The organism is Chitinimonas sp. JJ19 (genome assembly GCF_036961565.1).
In the GTDB taxonomy this organism is placed as follows: domain Bacteria; phylum Pseudomonadota; class Gammaproteobacteria; order Burkholderiales; family Chitinimonadaceae; genus Chitinimonas.
In genome coordinates this window covers 396,292-414,517 of record NZ_JBAMDD010000002.1, presented here as the reverse complement: position 1 = coordinate 414,517, position 18,226 = coordinate 396,292, and the positions used below count along the sequence as shown (strand labels likewise).

16 protein-coding genes are annotated in these 18,226 nt (G+C 63.4%); 13 read left to right on the top strand and 3 right to left on the bottom strand.

Annotation, left to right across the window (positions count from 1 at the left end; translation table 11 throughout):
- Position 1 precedes the first annotated feature (1 nt).
- From V7714_RS04330 to V7714_RS04270, 13 genes are all read left to right on the top strand, one after another.
- The gene (locus V7714_RS04330; protein WP_335708603.1) at positions 2–1,138 is read left to right on the top strand and encodes a hypothetical protein; all 1,137 of its coding nucleotides are present in this window, start codon (positions 2–4) and stop codon (positions 1,136–1,138) included.
- A 65-nt stretch (positions 1,139–1,203) separates the two neighbouring features.
- Complete coding sequence (locus tag V7714_RS04325; protein WP_335708602.1) at positions 1,204–1,998, top strand: outer membrane lipoprotein-sorting protein; 795 nt, start codon at positions 1,204–1,206, stop codon at positions 1,996–1,998.
- Between the two features lie 10 nt (positions 1,999–2,008).
- On the top strand, positions 2,009–3,433 hold the full coding sequence (locus tag V7714_RS04320) for an ABC transporter permease (protein ID WP_335708601.1): 1,425 nt from the start codon (positions 2,009–2,011) through the stop codon (positions 3,431–3,433).
- Positions 3,430–4,698, top strand: a complete 1,269-nt coding sequence (locus V7714_RS04315) for an ABC transporter permease (RefSeq protein WP_335708600.1) — start codon at positions 3,430–3,432, stop codon at positions 4,696–4,698. Before V7714_RS04320 ends, V7714_RS04315 begins: the two co-directional genes overlap by 4 nt.
- Positions 4,699–4,768: 70 nt before the next feature.
- A complete protein-coding gene (locus tag V7714_RS04310) occupies positions 4,769–5,485 on the top strand; it encodes an ABC transporter ATP-binding protein (RefSeq protein WP_335708599.1) in 717 nt (238 codons plus the stop codon).
- The gene (locus tag V7714_RS04305; RefSeq protein ID WP_335708598.1) at positions 5,475–6,707 is read left to right on the top strand and encodes a hypothetical protein; all 1,233 of its coding nucleotides are present in this window, start codon (positions 5,475–5,477) and stop codon (positions 6,705–6,707) included. The genes V7714_RS04310 and V7714_RS04305 overlap by 11 nt, the downstream gene beginning before the upstream one ends.
- A 65-nt stretch (positions 6,708–6,772) precedes the next feature.
- Positions 6,773–7,801 carry an SAM-dependent methyltransferase gene (locus tag V7714_RS04300; RefSeq protein WP_335708597.1) on the top strand — a complete coding sequence of 343 codons (1,029 nt, stop codon included), beginning with the start codon at positions 6,773–6,775 and terminating at the stop codon, positions 7,799–7,801.
- 50 nt (positions 7,802–7,851) lie between these two features.
- Complete coding sequence (locus tag V7714_RS04295) at positions 7,852–10,590, top strand: PEP/pyruvate-binding domain-containing protein (protein ID WP_335708596.1); 2,739 nt, start codon at positions 7,852–7,854, stop codon at positions 10,588–10,590.
- Entirely contained in the window at positions 10,584–10,892 is a 309-nt protein-coding gene (locus tag V7714_RS04290; RefSeq protein ID WP_335708595.1) for a hypothetical protein, read from the top strand. Before V7714_RS04295 ends, V7714_RS04290 begins: the two co-directional genes overlap by 7 nt.
- Entirely contained in the window at positions 10,859–11,662 is an 804-nt protein-coding gene (locus V7714_RS04285; protein WP_335708594.1) for a 4'-phosphopantetheinyl transferase family protein, read from the top strand. The genes V7714_RS04290 and V7714_RS04285 overlap by 34 nt, the downstream gene beginning before the upstream one ends.
- Positions 11,663–11,666: 4 nt before the next feature.
- Entirely contained in the window at positions 11,667–13,391 is a 1,725-nt protein-coding gene (locus tag V7714_RS04280; protein WP_335708593.1) for an acyl-CoA dehydrogenase family protein, read from the top strand.
- Positions 13,392–13,487: 96 nt separating this feature from the next.
- Positions 13,488–14,042 carry a hypothetical protein gene (locus V7714_RS04275; RefSeq protein ID WP_335708592.1) on the top strand — a complete coding sequence of 185 codons (555 nt, stop codon included), beginning with the start codon at positions 13,488–13,490 and terminating at the stop codon, positions 14,040–14,042.
- A 2-nt stretch (positions 14,043–14,044) separates the two neighbouring features.
- Positions 14,045–14,713 (top strand): GNAT family N-acetyltransferase, encoded by a 669-nt coding sequence (locus V7714_RS04270; RefSeq protein ID WP_335708591.1) that lies wholly within the window; start codon positions 14,045–14,047, stop codon positions 14,711–14,713.
- Between the two features lie 62 nt (positions 14,714–14,775).
- Here the strand turns inward: V7714_RS04270 and V7714_RS04265 are convergent, their stop codons facing one another.
- From V7714_RS04265 to V7714_RS04255, 3 genes are read right to left on the bottom strand one after another with little or no spacing between them, the layout of a single operon-like run.
- Positions 14,776–15,219 (bottom strand): DUF2214 family protein, encoded by a 444-nt coding sequence (locus V7714_RS04265; RefSeq protein ID WP_335708590.1) that lies wholly within the window; start codon positions 15,217–15,219, stop codon positions 14,776–14,778.
- A complete protein-coding gene (locus V7714_RS04260) occupies positions 15,216–16,430 on the bottom strand; it encodes a heme biosynthesis HemY N-terminal domain-containing protein (RefSeq protein ID WP_335708589.1) in 1,215 nt (404 codons plus the stop codon). The genes V7714_RS04265 and V7714_RS04260 overlap by 4 nt, the downstream gene beginning before the upstream one ends.
- Positions 16,427–18,226 (bottom strand): uroporphyrinogen-III C-methyltransferase, encoded by a 1,800-nt coding sequence (locus tag V7714_RS04255; RefSeq protein ID WP_335708588.1) that lies wholly within the window; start codon positions 18,224–18,226, stop codon positions 16,427–16,429. The genes V7714_RS04260 and V7714_RS04255 overlap by 4 nt, the downstream gene beginning before the upstream one ends.

The following is an 18,226-nucleotide window of genomic DNA, read 5'->3' as shown; positions in this document are numbered from 1 at the left end:
CATGCTACTTGCTGAAAAGATCAAGCGCGCGGCCGATCTGGCCAGGCTGGCGCCGTCGTCGCACAACTGCCAACCCTGGCAGGTGTGCAGCTTCGAGCCGGACTTCTATTTCACCCACCTGGACCTGGTTGCCTGTGCACATCGCGATCTGCGACAGGTGCTGGTGCTGGGGCTGGACCGTGAACGCTGCCTGACGGCCTTGCCCTCTCTGCGGCGTGAGATGCGCATGAGTGCAGGGGCTTTTGCCACGCTTTTCTATAACTTCCTGCGCTTGCAGGGCGTGATGGTGGAGGCTCGCCTGGTGCCTGAGCATGGCGCGCCGTTGACCGAGTTGGGCGCGCTGCAACTACATCATTGCGAGCCGCTGTTGGTGCTGATGCTGGGGTCGGTGGAGCAGGCGCCGCAAGCGGAAGCGCTGGCAAGGCTGCAGCAATTGGTGGAAAGCCGGCGCACCCTGAGGACACCTTACAAGCGGCCGGTTCGTGGTGGCCCGGCACAGCCGCTGCCTACCGTGCTGCCTTACCGCCTGCAGGACGATGGCCCGCTACGCTGGACCCATTGCGACAACAGCATCGATATCGAGCGGTTGGCGCGGTTCGTGGGCCAGTATGCCGAGCGCGATTTCAGCGACAGCCGCGCTTGGCGCGAGACCTACCGCTATATCGACTTCTCGGCCCGCAGCGGGGCGATAGAGGGCGAGGGATTCAATATCCAGCAACTGACCGGCCCATTGCCTGGGTGGAAGCGCTGGGCCTATCGCGCTGCGCTGGCACCTGCCCTGCTACCCCTGACGGCAAGGTTCGGCCTGACCCGCAATATCGCCAGCCAGTTGGGCGGGCTGGTACGCAACAGTGCCGCGCTGTGCTACCTGAGCTATGCAGGCAGCCCGGCCAGGGCGGCTGAGCAACAGCTGCTGGCCGGCGAGGCCATGCTGGATTTATGGCTGGCCGCCACGGATAGGGGCATGGCACTGCATCCGGTCAGCGTGGTGCTACAGCACAGCGAGATACGTGAGCGGCTGGAATGCCTGCTGGCCGAGCCCGATGAGATCTGGTTCTTCGCTCGCCTGGGTGAGCCCGTACAGCCGCCCACCACCGAGTTCCGCTACCGCCGCGCGGTGAGTCCGCTGGCATGTTGAGCCCCGTTTTCCACCTGCGGCGCAGCCGCACCGTGCACCCATCACCATTCCGTTGGAAAGACAGTATGGCTACATATCGCACCCTTACCGTTCCCCTGACCTTGCTATTGAGCCTTGCGGCCCATGCCAGTGCGGCGGACAGCCTGCCCCTGCAGCAATGGATCAAGCAGGCGGAGACCATACTGCGCGGCGATACCTCGGCCGCCATCATGAGCATGAAGATCAAGAAGGAAGCCTATCAGCGCGAGTACGACCTGATGGTGCTGACGGACGACAGGGCAGAGTCGAGCAAGGTCCTGATCAAGATGCTGGGACCGGCACTGTGGCGCGGCAATGCCACCGTGAAGGTGGACGACAAGATCAGTTTCTACGACCCACGCAACAGCCGGGTCACGGTTATGGGCAGCTCCATGCTGGGTGACAACTGGATGGGCAGTCACTTCAGCAATGACGATCTGATGCGGGAGACGGATCTGTCACGCCACTACGATTACCAGCTGCTGCAGCAGCAGGCCGGGCAGGAGGAGGGCATAGGGGCTGTTCGCCACTACACCATCAAGCTCAGCCCCAAGCCGACCGCCCCCGTGGCCTGGGGCAAGGTGGTGTACCAGCTGTACCTGGATGGCCAGCAACGGGCCTATCCCAAGCAGCTTGATTACTTCCAGCGTGCTGAGGACGCCCAGGCTGCGCGCACGCTCAGCTATTCGGCACTGAAGGCCATGGACGGCAAGACCGTGCCCACCCGCATGACCATGCTGCTGCCGGCCAAGCGGGGTGAGTTCACCGAGATCGAGTATCGCAAGCTGAAGTTCAACGTGAAGGTGTCCGCCGAGAATTTCGGCGAACGCGCCTTGCAATAGGAGACGGTGCATGAACGCCATTGCAAGGATTGCTTTTCGCAACCTGGGCCGTAACCGCCGCCGCTCCCTGATTACCGGCGCGGGTATCGCCCTGGGGGTAGGCATGTGCATAGCCGTGCTGGGCATCATGGAGGGGCTCAGCGCGGAATTGATCAACGGCACTACCGATGGGCAATTGGGCCATATCCAGGTGCACCACCCCGACTATCTGTCGCGCCGGCAATTGCTCAAGACCGTGCAGCAGGCGCCGGTACTGAGCGAGAAGGTGGCGGCGCAGCCGGGTATCGCGGCGGTCAGTGGCCGCCTGTATGGCTGGGCCTATCTCAGCTATCGCCAGCGTGCCATCGGCGTGCAGCTGTTGGGCGTGGACCCGGTGCATGAAGGGGCGGTGACCCGCATGCCACGGCAGATCGTGGCAGGCAGCTTTCTACCGGCCGCCCCCACACCCTGGCCGGCTAGCAAGCAACTGAGTGAAGCCCAGGCGGCCCAGGACAGGGCGCTGACCGAGCAGGCCATTGCCAGTGCCTTCGACCAGATCGAGCAACTGGATGCGGCGCCCGCCGTGCCGGCACCGGCCGGGCTGGCGGCGCAGACCCAGGCCATCGTCGAGCAGATAGCCCCTACCCCCAGCAAGCCGCCCGCTGTGGTGTTGGGCAACAAGCTGGCCCGCAATCTGGGTGTGCGGCCTGGTGATCTGGTGACGGTGCTGTACGAGAACGCGCAAGGCGCCCAGCTATCGCTGCAGGTTCAGGTGGTGGGGATCAGCCGTACCGGCACCGACTTGCTGGACCGTACCCGCGCCTTGCTGCATCTGGCGGACTTGCAGCAGATGCTGGGCTTGCAGGAGCAGGTGCATGAACTGGCCATACGGGCGCAGCAGCCCCAGCAGGCGCAGGCCCTTGCAGCCAGCCTGCAGCAGGTATTGAGCGGCGGCCAGGCCTTGTCGGTGCAGGATTGGGCGGCATTGCGGCCGGATATCCTGGCCTTGATCACCTCCAACCGCATGCTGATGGGCAGTTTGGTGTTCATCGTGTTCCTGATTGCCGGCAGCGGCGTACTCAACACCATGTTGATGAGCGTGCTGGAGCGGCAGAAGGAACTGAGCATGATGAAGGCGCTGGGCTTGTCGGCACCGGGTGTGACCTGGCTGGTGCTGCTGGAAACCCTGCTGCTGACCCTGCTGGCCACGGCGGCAGGTCTGGTGCTGGGCTTGGGGCTGATTCTGTATCTGCAGCAGGTGGGCTGGGATATCCGCAGCTTTGGCGAGTTCTCGCTGTCCGGGGTGGAGGTGGCGCCGGTACTGCGGGCTGAGCTGACTGCCAGCGGCGTTGTGATTCCCTTGGTAGCCATGTGGCTGATCGCCATCCTGGCAGCGCTGCACCCGGCCATCCGGGCGGCGCGTATCTCACCGGCTCTGGGCATGAGGTCTGCATGAAACTGGAACGTAAACTTGCCATGCGCAATCTGTTGCGCAACCGTCAGCGTAGCCTGCTGACGTCCATCATGATCGTGGCCACCGTCAGCCTGATGATCCTGTTCCAGGGATTGTCGGATGGCGGTCATCGGGCCATGGTCGATATCGGCATCAAGATGGGCCTGGGTCATGTGCTGGTGTACCAGCAGGGCTATAACGATGATCCCTCGCTGGAGCACCTGCTGGTAGACGCCACCGCCACGGGGCAGCAGCTGCAGCAAAGTGTGCCCGAGCTGACCCATATGGTGCGGCGCCTGCACCTGAATGGCCTGATACAGGCGGGCGCCAATGGCGTGCCCATCACGCTGTCTGGGGTGGACCCCGGCCTGGAAGTGCAGGTGTCGCGCATCGCCGACCGCAAATCGATGATGGCTGGCCAGACTCTGGCCGAGCTGCCGCGCGAGCGCTCAGGTCATGGCTTGCCCGGCATCGTGATAGGCGAGCAGTTGGCGCGCAATCTGGAGGTGGGACTGGGTGACCGCGTCACTGTCAGCGTCAAACCCAAGGGTAGTTCCGATCTGTCACGCGAGGCCTTCCTGGTCACCGGTATCTTCAAGACAGGTATGCAGGAGTTGGATGCTTTCTGGGCAGAGCTGGACATTGCCGATGCACAGCGGCTGGCCAGACTGGGCCAGGAAGTGAGCGTGCTGGCGTTGTATCTCGATGATGTGGAGAAGGTGGGGCCGGTGGCGGCCAGGCTGGCCAGCCAGTTGCCGGCTGACAAGTACGAGGTATTGCGCTGGGATCAGGTTGCGCCCGAGCTGCACTCGGCGGTGATGCTGGATGCGGCGGGCATGTATCTGCTGATGGTCATCGTCTTTGTGGTGGTGGCCGCTGCCATCCTCAACACCATCCTGATCTCGGTGATGAAGCGTACCCGCGAGTTCGGGGTGATGCTGGCACTGGGGGCCAGCCCCGCCCTGGTGGTGCGGGTGGTGTTCTGGGAGGCCTTGTTCCTGGCCTTGTTCTGTATCGCCCTGGGCGGCGCCCTGGGTTATGCCGGCCACCATCACTTTGCTACCGAGGGGCTGAATTTCCGCGAGGTGTTCGGGACCACGCTGGAGGCGGGGGGCGTGCTGCTGCCCGATCGTTTCTTCTCCTTCATCTACCCCGGCAAGCTGGCCTTCTGCCTGTTGTTCGTGCTGTTGCTGACCTTGCTGGTCACCATCTATCCGGCCATCCGGGCCAGCCGGCTGGCGCCGGTGGAGGCGACACGGCATGGCTAGGCCCAGGGCAGACAAGGCAGTAGTGCCGGATGCGCCAGGCCGCGCATCCTCAACGAAAAAGGCGACCACTATGGCGAACACAAGCGTGATCAGGCTCGAACAGGTAGGCAAGGTATTCGAGCAGAAGAAACAGCGTTTTCAGGCGCTGAAGCAGATAGACCTGACGGTGGAGTCCAGCGAGTTTGTGGTGATTGCTGGCCCGTCGGGTTCAGGCAAGACCACCTTGCTGAACCTGATAGGACTGCTGGATCAGCCCAGTTCCGGCAAGCTGTTTTTCAACGGCCGCGATCTGTCGCAGTGCTCCAGCACCGAGCTGGCACAACTGCGCCGCGACCAGATTGGCTTTGTGTTCCAGGCCTACAACCTGATGCCGGTGCTGACTGCGCTGGAGAACACCGAGATGGTGATGGAGTTTCGCGGCATGGCGGCCGACAAGCGCCGCGCTGCAGCCCGCAAGACACTGACGGCGCTGGGACTGGGGGAGCTGATGGATCGCTATCCCGACCAGTTGAGCGGTGGTCAGCAGCAACGCGTGGCTGTGGCACGCGCGGTGGCGGGCGAACCCATGCTGGTGATCGCCGACGAACCGACAGCCAACCTGGATTCACGCACCGCCGAGAGTCTGATGGACCTGATGTCGCAGCTGAATCGCGAGCATGGCATCACCTTTATCTTCAGCTCGCATGACCCACGGGTGATCTCGCGGGCCAAGCGGGTGATTTCACTGTGCGACGGCAGCATCGTCGCACCGGTGTCGCTGGCCGTTGAATTCAGCCATGCCGTTTGAGGTGGTGCTTAGGTGGCATGGCCTGGGGGTGGGTCTGGCCTTGCTGCTGGCGGGCCAGGTTGCCGCGCAGGCGGACGATGCCCTGTTTGACGATGAGCTCGGTGGCCGTGAAGCACGCCTGGGGGGCGTCTTGAAGCTGGGTAGCACATTGGTGGATGAGCCGGAACGTGAGCCTGCCTACCTCAGCAGCGGCTTTGCCCGGCTGGAGTATGAGCAGCCCCTGGGGCAGTCCGGCAAGCTGATTGCCCATGGTCAGCTGGACCTGCTGGCTGCGTCGGACCGGCGCCTGCACCAGGCCATGCGTGACCAGCCTGGGCCGGTGGACCGGTCTTTGACCCTGCACAAGCGGCTGGAGCACGGCAGGCAGCACCAATGGCAAGCCTCGCTGGACTGGCTTTACTACCAGCACGACTGGGAAGGCGGGCGGCTGACGCTGGGGCGCCAGCCGGTGAGCTTGACCCAAGGGCGTATCTGGTCGCCAGCCGATCTGCTGGCGCCGTTTGCCCCCAGTGATCTGGAGCGCCTGTACAAGCCCGGTGTGGATGGGGTACGGCTGGCCTGGTCCGCCACGGCCGATCTGAACCTGACCAGCATGGTGACCAGTGCCAAGGTGCAGGGCGAGGGTAGCCATGCCAACTTTCTGCAGCAGGCCGACTGGGCAGACGAGCGGGGCAAGACCACCTTGCTGCTGAGCTATCGCGATGGCCAGCGCAGCGTGGCGCTGAGTCGTCAGCATAACAATCTGCTGGCCGGCGCTGATGTTTATGGCGAGCTGGCCGCCAGCCGGCTGGATGCACGTAGCGCGCAGCTCTGGCGGGATCGCACGGCGGTGCGGGCGGTGGTGGGGCTCAATCGCAAGGTGGCAGAGAACACCTTGCTGACGGTGGAGTACTTCTATCAATCGCTGGGGGTGACCGAGCCCGCCGACTATGCGGCATTTGAGCTGCGGGCAGCCCAGACCGACCTGCCAGCCATGGGGCTGGGTCGCCACAAGCTGGGCGTGGCCTTGAGCCGCCAGGCTTCGACCCTGTTGAGCCTGGAAGGGCAGTGGCAGGCCAATCTGAATGATGGCAGCAGCGCGGTATCGGGACTGCTCAAGTATTCCTTGCAGAAGGATCTGGAGTTGCGCGCCGCCTTCAGCCTGGCCGTGGGCGGCAAGCGCGATAGCGAATACCGGCGTCTGGGCAACGCCTGGCAACTGGGACTGTTTTATTACTGGTAGGACTGATGGAAACGTCGGGCCGGCGGCCAAGCCGGCCCTGGGGATGGACAACAACAGGAGGCGCCATGCGGCTGAACACACTAAAAAAACTGGTGTTCGACAAGAACATCTTCGGCTTTCTGGGACTGAGCGGCAATATCAACCAGCTCTACAAGACCAGTTTTGCCACGGCTGCCAGCTCGTGCGGCCTGCTTGATTACCTGCACGCCAGGCCACGCACGCTGGCCGACATCCAGTTGAAGCTGGCAACCGACCATACCCAGCAGGCAGGCCTGGAGGCCTGGTTGGGCTGTGGCGTGCGGTTTGGCGAACTGCGGCTGAAGGACGGTCACTACACCCTCAAGGGCAAGTTGTCGCGATCGCTGGCGCAGCCACGCAATGAGATTGCCGCCGCGACGCTGGAGGAGGTGGTGCGTTACCACTACGACGCCCTGCTGAACGCACCCAGCCGACTGCGCAGTGGCCACAAGTACAGCCTGGCGGACCAGGACGGGGAGTTGATCGCCCGCTCCTCGCGCATACTCGAACCCTTTGTGGAAGAGGCCATCGAGTGGGCCTTGCGCGATGGCAAGGTACAAAGGGTGCTGGAGGTGGGCTGCGGCTCGGGCTACTACCTCAAGTACCTGAAGCAACTGGCCCCTAAGCTGCAGATAGATGCCATCGATTACCAGCAGGAGGTTGTGGCGTCGGCCAAGGACAATCTGCGCCTTTGGGGCTTGGAGGACCAGATCGAGGTGAGCTGTTGCGACGTCATGGATTATTCGGCGGCGGGCGCTTACGACCTGATTACCCTGCATAACAACATCTATTACTTTCCGCTGGCCTCGCGGATGGCCCTGCTGCGCCACCTGCATGGGCTGCTGGCGCCCGGTGGGCAGCTGTTGCTGACCACCAGCTGCCGTGGTGGCAGCCCGGCCATTGCAGCGCTGAACCTTTGGTGGTCGCTGTCGGATGTGAGCGGCGCCCTGCCGCACAAGGACGAGCTGGTCGGCATGCTGAACCAGGCGGGCTTCAGCCGGGTGGAGGCCAGGCAGATGCTGCCCGGTGAGAGCTACTACGGATTTCTGGCCAAGGCTGACAACACCATTCAATAAGGCAGGGGCGGGCGCACGCAGGTGCACCGTACCCAGGAGCAGGAGGCGCTATGAAGCAACTGGAATCTGTAGTGGGGCAGGAGGTCACCCAGGGCTGGGTGTGCAATTTCGACCAGGGCGCTGCGCTCTCGGTGCAGCAGATAGGGGGCAAGGGGTACAACCTGATACGGCTGCGGCAGTTCGGCTTTACCGTACCAGAGGGGTTTTGCATCAGCACCGATGCATACCAGTACTTCATCAAGGAAACAGGGCTGGGGCAGGATATCTATCAGTTGCTGCAACTGGGGGATGAAACGGTCTACAGCGAGATTGCCGAGCTGATCTGCAAGACCGCCATGCCGACGCCGCTGGCCGAGGCGATATTGACGGCGTACCGGCAACTGGGGGCGGCGCTGGTGGCAGTGCGGTCGTCCGGTGTGGACGAGGATGCCGCCGAGTACTCCTTTGCTGGCCAGCACGATACCTTCCTGAATATTGCTGAAGCGCAGCGGGTACTCGATAGCGTGCGCGCCTGCTGGGCCTCGATGTGGAACGCCAGTGCTATGGCCTATCGCGCCAGGCAGGCGGCGCCGGGCATGCCCCAGGCCATCGGGGTAGTGGTGCAGGCCATGATCAATGGCGAGGCGTCGGGGGTGGCATTCAGCGAGAACCCGCTGCAGGGCCAGGCCGATCAGTTGTTGATCGAGGCCTGCGTGGGCCTGGGCGAGGGCCTGGTTTCGGGGCGGGTGGTATCGGACAGCTATGTGCTGGGCAAGTCGCCCCTGCAACTGGCCAGCAGCCAGATCAACTACAAGCCGACGGCGTTGCAGCGGGGTGAGGATGGCAGCACGGTGGAACGCGAGCTCGATGCTGCGCTGGCCGTGCGCCCGGCTTTGAGCGAGGCGCAGGCGCTGGAATTGGGGCGCTTGGTGGTGCTGGTGGAACGTAGCTATGGCAAGCCCCAGGACATTGAATGGACCTGCCGGGCCGGCCAGTTCTTCCTGCTGCAGAGCCGCCCCATCACCACCACGGCGGTGACGCTCGATAGCGGTTCGCCCCATGTGGGTGAGCCGGATGAAGCCATCGCCAAGCGCATCCTGTGGTCGCGCATGGACATAGGCGAGATATTCACCGGCCGCCTGACGCCGCTGGGGGTCTCCTTTGCCAAGTACTACCAGTACCGGGTACACCGCGATTGCGGCGTCGGCCTCGGCTTGCTGGACCTGGGCAAGGAGGATGAATACATGGGCTATTACAAGGGCCATGTGTACCTCAATGTTGCCTATACCGCCTACCTGCTGGCGCAGACCCCGGCGGGCAAGGATCAATCGGTGTTCATCAAGCGCTTTGCCAGTGCCGAGGTCGATGTAGAGCGCTACCAGAATCCCTATGGTGCGGTACATCAGCATGACCGTTACACCCCAGGCAGGACCAATCGCTACTGGCTGCGCAAGACTGCGCAGGAGCTTCTGGGCGCCAAGGCACGCGCCAAGCATATGGTGGCATCGCGCTACCAGGAGTTCGACCGGGCCATGGCCATGGATCTGGGGCGGCTCAGCCTGTTTGAGCTGCGCGAGGAAATGACCCATTGCCTGGATTACTTCAAGGCCATGCATGTGGGCTATATGCCGTTCTACATCAATGCCTTCGGTCTGTATGGCGTGCTGGAGGAGCTGTGCCACGCCTGGCTGCCGCAGGATGGCAAGCATCTGCAGAATCGGCTCAAGGGCGATATGTCCAATCTGCGCACGGTGGAATCGGCACGCGATATCTGGCGTCTGTGCAAGGCGCTGGATGCGTATCCCGAGGTCAAGGCGCTGTTCCTGCAGGCCGATGTGGCGGCCATCGAAGCGGCATTGCCGACGTCCAGCCAGGGCCGTGAGTTTCTCAAGCGAGAGATGACACCGTTCATGCGCGCCAACGGGGTGCGCGGGCGTGAGGAGATGGAGCTGACCTATCCGCGCTGGATTGACGACCCGGGCTATGTGCTGCAGATGATCAAGACCTATCTGGAGCAGGGCTATGAGGTGGAAAACAAGCTGCAGGCATCCAGCCAGGTACGCAGTGTGGACACCGACAAGCTGCTGGACAGCCTGCCCTGGTTCAAGCGCGCGGTCATGAAGCGGGTGATACGCATGTACAGCGCCTGTAGCCGCATGCGCGAAGAAACCCGCATGAGCATGATTACCTCGATCTGGCTGTTGCGGCGCATTGTGTATGAACTGGGGAGGCGGCTGACTGAGCGGGGCTTGCTCAAGCATATCGACGAAGTGGCCTATCTGGACTTTGGTGACCTGCTGACCCATGTGAACGACTACGAGGCGGCGGAGACCCTGTTCAGCCGCGCCAAGATAGAACAGGCGCGGCGCCAGCACAGCAGTTATCTGGAGCAGCCCGAACCGCCGCTGACCTTTATCGGCAGCGCCCACAATGCCGTACCGGTCAAGCTGCCGGAGGCGGGCGAGCATCTGCAAGGCCTGGGTACGTCCAACGGACGGATATCGGGGCGGGCCAGGGTCATTACCGACCTGCGGCGGGAGGCGGGGCTGCTGCAGAAGGGCGAGATCATCGTGGCACGGTTCACCGATGCCTCCTGGACACCATTGTTCGCCTTGGCCAAGGGGGTAGTGACCGACATCGGTTCCATGCTGTCGCACAGTTCCATCGTGGCACGCGAGTTCGGTATCCCGTCGGTAGTCAATACCAAGCTGGCGACCGAGCTGATCAAGACCGGTGACTGGATCACCCTAGATGGCGACAGTGGGGTCGTCATCATTGAAAACGACAAAGAGGAGAACACACCATGCTGACCATCATCGACAAGATCAAGCTGAAAGACCCGGCCTACGAGGACGACTTCGTCAAATGGGTGCGGGAGGTGGATTACCTGACCTGCCATGAGTTGCCCAGCGTGCAGTCGTTTTGCGTGCACAAGGTCATGCGTGGTGCGGATTGCGATTTTGTCGAGACCATTACCGTCAGCTCCTGGAAAGCGTTTGAGCAGGATATGCGCAGCCCGCAGTTTGCGGGCCTGGTGGCACGGTTCAGCCAGATGGCCGATGTGAGCGAGCAACTGGTGTGCGATCCAATAGCGCCCGGCTACCGGAAGTAAGCCTGAGCCGGCACGGCGACCCGGCAGCGGCTGGCGTGGTTTGCGCCAGCCTGCCGTTGGCGCCGCTACGCGAGGCCTGGCAGGCCGATGGCAGGCTGGCGGCCGGCCTGCCCAGCTGGCTTTGTGCCGATGAGATGGGCTTGCTGGCGCAGTTTCCGGTGCAGAAGCGGCAACTGGAGTGGCTGGCAGGTCGCCTGGCGGCGAAACAGGCCTTGAACCACTACCGTAACTGGCTGGACGCGGCAGAGCCGCACCCGGTGGACATGGCCATACGGCGGCAGCCGGATGGGCGGCCCTTTGTGGATGAGCGCACCTATCTCTCCATCAGCCATAGCCGCTGTCAGGCGGTGGCGGCGGTGGCCAACTGTCCGGTCGGTATCGATGTGGAATCCTTTGACGCCTTGCAGGCGGGCAGCCTTGCCGACCTGCTGGCCGAACAGGAGGTGGCGGCGGTGGCAACCGGGCAGGGCTGTGATCGCAGCCAGGCCCGCACCTTGATCTGGTGCCTGAAGGAGGCCTTGTTCAAGGCCTGTGGCCAACGGGCCTTTGTGCCGTTTGCCAGGGCCATACAGATACTGGGCTGGCCGCAGGGACAGGCGCCGCACTGGCGGACGGATAGCCATGCCGCTGGCACAGCCTGGGCCGAAGAGGCCGCGCCGGCCTGCGGCCATTGGCGGGTAGAAACAGCATGGACCGAAACCAGTGCCCAGGTACTGGTGTATCGGCAAGAGTGGCCTGGTGCCGACCCCATAAAACGAGCGGAGGAATGAGGGAATGAGTTTGAACCGGATCAGTGAGAGCGAGCAGCTGGAAGCCCTGCTGGGTGACCCCTACGCACCGGAGGGGCGTCTGGCCTATGCGCTGAGCCATGAATACGATGAAGCGGAGCGGTTTCCCGAGGCCCATATCGACACCCTGCGGGAATTGGGCTGCTTTGCACATTTTGTGCCTGAGCGCCTGGGTGGCAAGCTGGCCGAGTTTGAGCAGCTGGCGCTGATATGCCGGGTGATTGCCCGGCGCGACCTGACCACGGCCATCGCCTTTGGTCAGACCTTGCTGGGTGCCTTGCCGGTATGGCTGGCCGGCAATGCCCAGCAGCAGGCCAGCCTGCAGCAACAGATGGAGGAAGGTGGGCTGGGTTGCCTGGCGCTGACCGAGAAGGCCCATGGCAGCGATATTTTTGCGACCGAGGTCCAGGCACGGCAGGTGGGCGAGCAGTTGTACCTAAATGGCAGCAAATGGCTGATCAACAATGGCAGCCGGGGGCAGTCGGCCACGGTGCTGGCCAAGCGCAGCCAGCCCAGCGGGACGTCGGAACTGTGCCTGCTATACCTGCAAAAAGCGCAGATGGACAAGCGGCAATGGCAGCCGCTGGCCAAGATACGGACCCACGGCATACGCGGCGCCGACATCAGCGGGCTGGAGTTCACCGAATGCAAGGTAGCAGCAGACAGCCTGCTGAGCGGCGGCGAGCCGGCGCTGTTTACGGTGATCAAAGGGCTGCAGATATCGCGCATACTGTGTGCCGGATTCTCGCTCGGTGCTTTGGATACGCTGTTCCGCCTTACCTTGGGTTTCAGCCGAGAAAGGGTGCTGTATGCCCGCACCGTGCTGGAGATTCCTGCCGTGCGGGCCAACCTGGCACAGTGCTATAGCCGTACCTTGATGGCCGACCTGCTGACCCAGGTGGGTAGCCGCGCCATCAGCCATCTGCCAAGCCAGCTCAGCCTTTATTCCGCCATCGTCAAATACCAGGTGCCGACCGAGGCTGAGCAGCTGTGCCAGCAACTGAGCGTCACCCTGGGTGCTCGCCACTATCTGCGCGATGCCTACCAGTTCGGCATGTTCCAGAAGTTCATGCGTGACAACCAGGTGGTGAGCCTGTTTGACGGCAGCACCCAGATCAACCTGGGCCTGATCGCCAGCCAGCTGAATGCCCTGAGTGCGGGCCTGCTGGCGCGGCAGGCAGCACCGGCCGGCATGTCGCATCTGCAGCAGGTGATACCTTTGTTCCGGGTGCAGGAACGTTGTGCCGGGTTCCCCGAGCAGTCGCAACTGGCGCTCAACAACGGTGGCCAGGATGCCATCATGGCGGCGTTTCTGGAGCTGCTGGCCGAGCCTGCGCGCCTGCGCTGCTGTGCCGAGACCTTGCCCTTGGTGACGAAGCTGCATGCCGGCCTGTTGCAGTTGTTGCGCGAGGTACAGGCGCTGGCCCAGCCACCGGCCACACCCATCAACTCGGCCTGCTATATGGATCTGGCCAAGCGTTATGTGCAGTATTTTGCCGGCGCCTGCGCAGTATTGGCCTGGCATTGCAATGACGAGACCCAGGCCCAGGAGTTTGCGGGCTTTGCCTTGCTGCAGGAGTATCTGCGCTACCTGCTGGATGTACCGGTGAGCCCGGCTTGTGCCACCCGCCATGGCGAGATTGTGGAGATGGCTGTCGCCAAGGTGGATCAGCGCCAGCTGCTGTCACTGAATCGGGTGCAAATCAGTTAGCGTCCTTTTAAGGACTGGGAGCAGGGAGGGTAGGGAACTATCGCGCAGGCAGGCTGGACTGACACTTTAAACAGAACAGCCAGCCGGAGGATATACATGCGACAGATCGCCATTCCATCCCTGTTTCGAGAAGTACTGGGTGAGTCTCAGAGTGTGGTGGAGGTTGCAGCCATACTGCTGGTGAGCCTGGGGCTTACCGGCCTGTTGTGCTTGCTGCATGCCGATGCGGTATTTGCGGTGGCGCCCTGGCGCAGCGCGCTGGCCATCTTGCTGGTGCTCGATATCATCGCTGGCTGCATCGCCAACTTCAGTTATTCCACCAACCATTACTACGCCAACAACAGCAAGGCCAGGCTGGTCTTTATCGCCATCCATGTCCACCTGCTGGCAGTGGCCTGGTTGCTAGGTTTGGCTTGGCAGCATGCGCTGGTGGTATGGGGCTATACCATGGGTGCAGCCCTGGTGGTGAATGCCCTGTACGGCAACCGCATGCAGCGTTTTACCGCCGGAGTCCTGCTGGTGCTAGGGGTGGCACTGGTGTTGCTGGCACCTGCTGCACCGCCGTTCTTTATGGTGGTGTCGCTGTTGTTCATGATCAAGGTCATGTTCAGCTTCGCAGTTGACCACTACGGCAGCCCGGTGGAGGGCTGAGCATGGATACCACCCTGGGTACCTGCCGGGACTTGCAGTGGCGCGATAAAGCTGCGTTCGTGGCGCTGATGAACCAGGCTTTCACGCCCGACCCACTGTTCCAGCGCCTGTTTGTGGTGGGCCAGACCGAGGCTGAGGCGAGCCGTCGCAGCCGGGCTTTTCTGGCTTTTCTGTTTGACCAAGCCTATCTGTTGGGTCACCGCTTGCGTGGGCTGTTTGACGGTGATCGATTGCTGGCCTGCTATCTGCTGGAGGCACCCGGCAGGCATTGGCTCAGGCGGCTGCTTGGTGGCGCTTGCCTGCTGTTCAAGTCGCTGGGCCTACCCTGGCAGGTATCGTTTGCTGCCTTCGGCCTGATGAATGCCTATATGCGGGCCACCCGCCGGGCTGCGCCTGCTGTCCCGCACTATTACCTGCGCATGATAGGCGTGCACGGCAGCGTGCGGGGCACCGGGCTGGGGGGCTATCTGCTGCGCGAAATCATTGCCCAGGCAGAGGCGGATGAGCGGGTACAGGGCCTGGCCTTGGACACCGAAAACCCAGGCAACCTGCCGCTCTACTATCGCTACGATTTTCTGCTGGGCGCGGTGCAGGACCTGCGCGGCCTGCCACTCTACTGCCTGTTTCGCCCCAATCGGCAGCTTGGGACGCCCAGTACCCAGATCCAATAACTAATTCAAACAGATGAATCGCCGAGCGCCTGCTCAAGGCCTCAGGCAAATGACGCTGGCGTTCAGAGCCCCACGCCTCGTGCCATCAAGCTGGCCAGTATGGGCAGGGCCAGTAGCAGCAGCAATTGCACCCGTATCAGCATGATGACCCGTTTGTATTCGGCCGGTATCAGCAGGCCAGCGCTTTTGGCGGCGCGGCTCCAGGCGATAAAGCGCAAGGTGGGGTAGATGGAGAGCAGGCCCAGCAGTACGAAGATGGTGATCTTGAGGTGGAACACCGGATTCTGCAGATAGAGTGCCGTGCCTTTCTCGCTATACATGCGGGCAATGCCGGTGGCGATCTGGGTGATGGCGGTGAGGCCGTAGATGGCGTCGATGCGGGCCAGCTTGCGGGCCAGGGCCGCGTCCAGCTCGGGTTTGAGCAGCAGGTGCTCGGCCAGCAGGCAGGCCATCAGTACCATGGCGCCCAGGTAGTGCAGGCTGGCCAGCAGGGCATTGCTCATCATGCACGTTTCTCCAGCAGATCCAGGGCCAGGCCCAGGCTTGCGCGGTAGTGTTCCTCAGCGGTCTCGCGCTCGTCCAACTGCTCCAGCAACTGGCCCAGCTCGGCATGGGCCACCGGAGTGGCGGCGACGGCCACACTAGCTTCCAGATAGTTGCGTGCCTTGCCCCATAGTGCGGCATCGCGGCACATGCGGCCCAGGGCCAGCAGCAACTGGTGGTCATTGGGGTGATGGCGCAACCAGTCCTCGGCGCGCGCCAGGCGTTTCACCGCATCGCCCTTGACCCCCAGGCGACCCAGTTCGCCATAGGTTTCCAGCGGGGCCACATCCCAGTTGGCTTCCAGTGCATCGACCAGGATGGACTCGGCCCGCTCGCCCACGCCCACCCGGATGAACTGCCTGGCGGCGGCGGCGGCCAGCTTGGGCAGCAGCTTTTCGTCCTTGCGCAAGCCATGCCACCAGCGTTCCAGTTCGCTGGCATCCATTGGGTCTAGCTTGAGCTGGTTCAGGCGGGCCTGATTGCGTATGCGGGCGGCGTGGCTGGGGTCCAGCGCGTCGCTTTTCTCCAGCATGTCGGTCAGCTCTATCACCCGGGCTGGATGGTTGTCCTGCTGCCGTATCTTCAGCTCCAGCTTGAGGGCAGCGGTCAGCTTGGGCGATTGGGCGTAGACGCGCTGCAGGGCCACCAGGGCTTCGCGGTTGCGATATTGCTCGTACATCATCTCGGCTTCGAGCATGTCCAGCGCCAGCGAGCGGCCACCGCAGGCGACGCGGGCTTGTTCGATAAATTGGTCGCGCGCTTCGAAATCGCGGCCAAAGTGGGCGGCGCGGGCGGCGATCAAGGTATCGATCAACTGCATCTCACGTTCGTCCTCGGCCTCACGCGCCACTTTGATGGCCCTGACCGACTTGTGGTAACGACCTTCTATCAGGGCGGTGATAGCTTCGCGGCGATAGCGACGGGCGTCGTTGACACGTTTGGCGGCCTTGTAGCGGCGTACGTTGCGTGGCATGGCCAGCAGCCAGTCCACCAGCTTGACCAGGCCGTAGCCGCCCAGCACCAGCAGGGCGAACAGCAGTACAAAGGCGTTGAGCGATAGCTCCATGCGCCACGGTGGGAAGAACAGCAGGGCGTAGCCGGTATTGAGGCGGGCAAACATGGCCAGCCCCACGGCCAGCCCGAACAGGGCGATCAGCCAGAACAGGATTCTCACTTGCCTTCCTCCCGGCTGACCTTGCGACGGGCATCCCGCGCGGCATTGAGACTATCTGACAGGCTGGGCAGCATCTGGGCCGGCTGTGCCGCTTGCAGCTCGCGCAGGGTGGCAAGGGTGGCGACAACCGGCTTGGAGCGGGTGTCGAAGTGCTTGCGCAGCGTGCCGTCTGCCGCCTGGAGATCACGGCGGAAGGTGATCTCATCACGCTGCAGCAGGGCTAGACGGGCGTTGAGCAAGCGCAGCTTGATCTGCTCACGCAGGTAGACTGCCTGTTCGGGGGCCAGCAGCACCGGGTCGGGTTGGTCTATACGGCGGATTTCCACCAGCGCGCCCAGTGCCCGGCTCAGGTCGCCGAGCAGGCCCTTGCGCTTGTCGGCCTCTGGCTGCACCTGATCCTCGGTGGATTTGGCGTCCACGGCCAGTGGCAGTTTATCGATGCCGCCGGCCAGGCTGTCCAGCCGGGCCGACAGGCCGACATAGTCTATCCAGGGCATGCGCTTGAGGGCGTCCAGATCGCGCGCCAGGGCGCGGCGCAGGGGCAGCAGGCGGGGCTGGTCATGGCCTGCCAGCCGCTCGTCCAGGCGATAGAGGGCGGCCAGGGCGGCGCCCACATTGCCGGTGAGCTGCAATTGCTGGCTGGCCAGCGATAGCGTCAGCTCGGCATCGGCCAGCAGGGTTTCTTCCTGGTCGCCCATGATGGCGCCGTACAGCGCCTGCTGGTCATCCTGGCGTGCCTGCAGCTCGCCGATGCGGTGGTCTATGGTGGCCAGCCTGGCATCGAGCTGGGACATACGGCCGCCATCGCGGCGCTCGCCGGCCGAGAGCAGGCCCAGGCGGCCTTCCAGCTGGCTCAGTTGCCTGTCCATTTCGGCCTGCATGTCCTGCCGCTGCAGGTGTTGCCAGGCCAGCGATACGCCGATGGCAATGGCGGCACCGCCCAGCGCCCAGCGCCATTGGCCGGTGCTGCGCGGGCGTACTGCCTTGCGCGGCGGCTCCATGGCTGGCAATGGGGGAGGCGTTGGCGTGGCGGCGACATGGCTGCCGGCAAAGCATTCGCTCAGCGAGGCCACGATGCCGGTATCGCCGGCAGCGGTGGTAAATACGCTGGACACACCATTGCGCCTGGCCGCCTCGGCAATGGCCGGGTGACTGGCAAAGAACAGGGTGCTGCGCAGCAGGTCGGTCAGGGGCTCGTCGCACAGGCTGAAGAGGTTCTGCACGGCCTCGCTGCTGGTGACGATGACACCATCGCAGCCACCGGCCAGCAAGGTGGCCAGTTCTTCCCGCGCCATGGTGGGGGGCAGGCGGCGATAGGCCTCGACGATATCGACCTTGGCGCCACGGGCGGCCAGGGTCTCGGCCAGCAGCTCGCGCCCGCCATTGCCACGGAACAACACGACGCGGCGGCCCTCCATGCGCTGCATGGCTGGGTGCTCCAGCAAGCCTTCGCTGTCAAAGCGGCTGTCGGGTGAGATGACATCCAGTATGCCCAGCTCGTGGGCACGCTCGCGCGATGCCGGGCCGATGACGGCGGCGGGCAGTTCGGTAGGCCAGCGTTGTACGCGGGCGCCGACCTGATCCAGCGCGGTCGGGCTGATGAACACCGCCAGGTCGTAGTCGTCCAGCCGCATCAGGGCGGCATCGAGCGCGGCGGGTTCGGCTGCCTCGCCAATGGCGATCATGGGCGCTAGCAGGGGTTCGGCACCGGCCTCAAGCAACAGCGCGGTCAAACGATCGGATTGGTTTTCCGGGCGGGTAACGAGAAAGCGGCGGCGGGCAAGAGGACGGGTCAT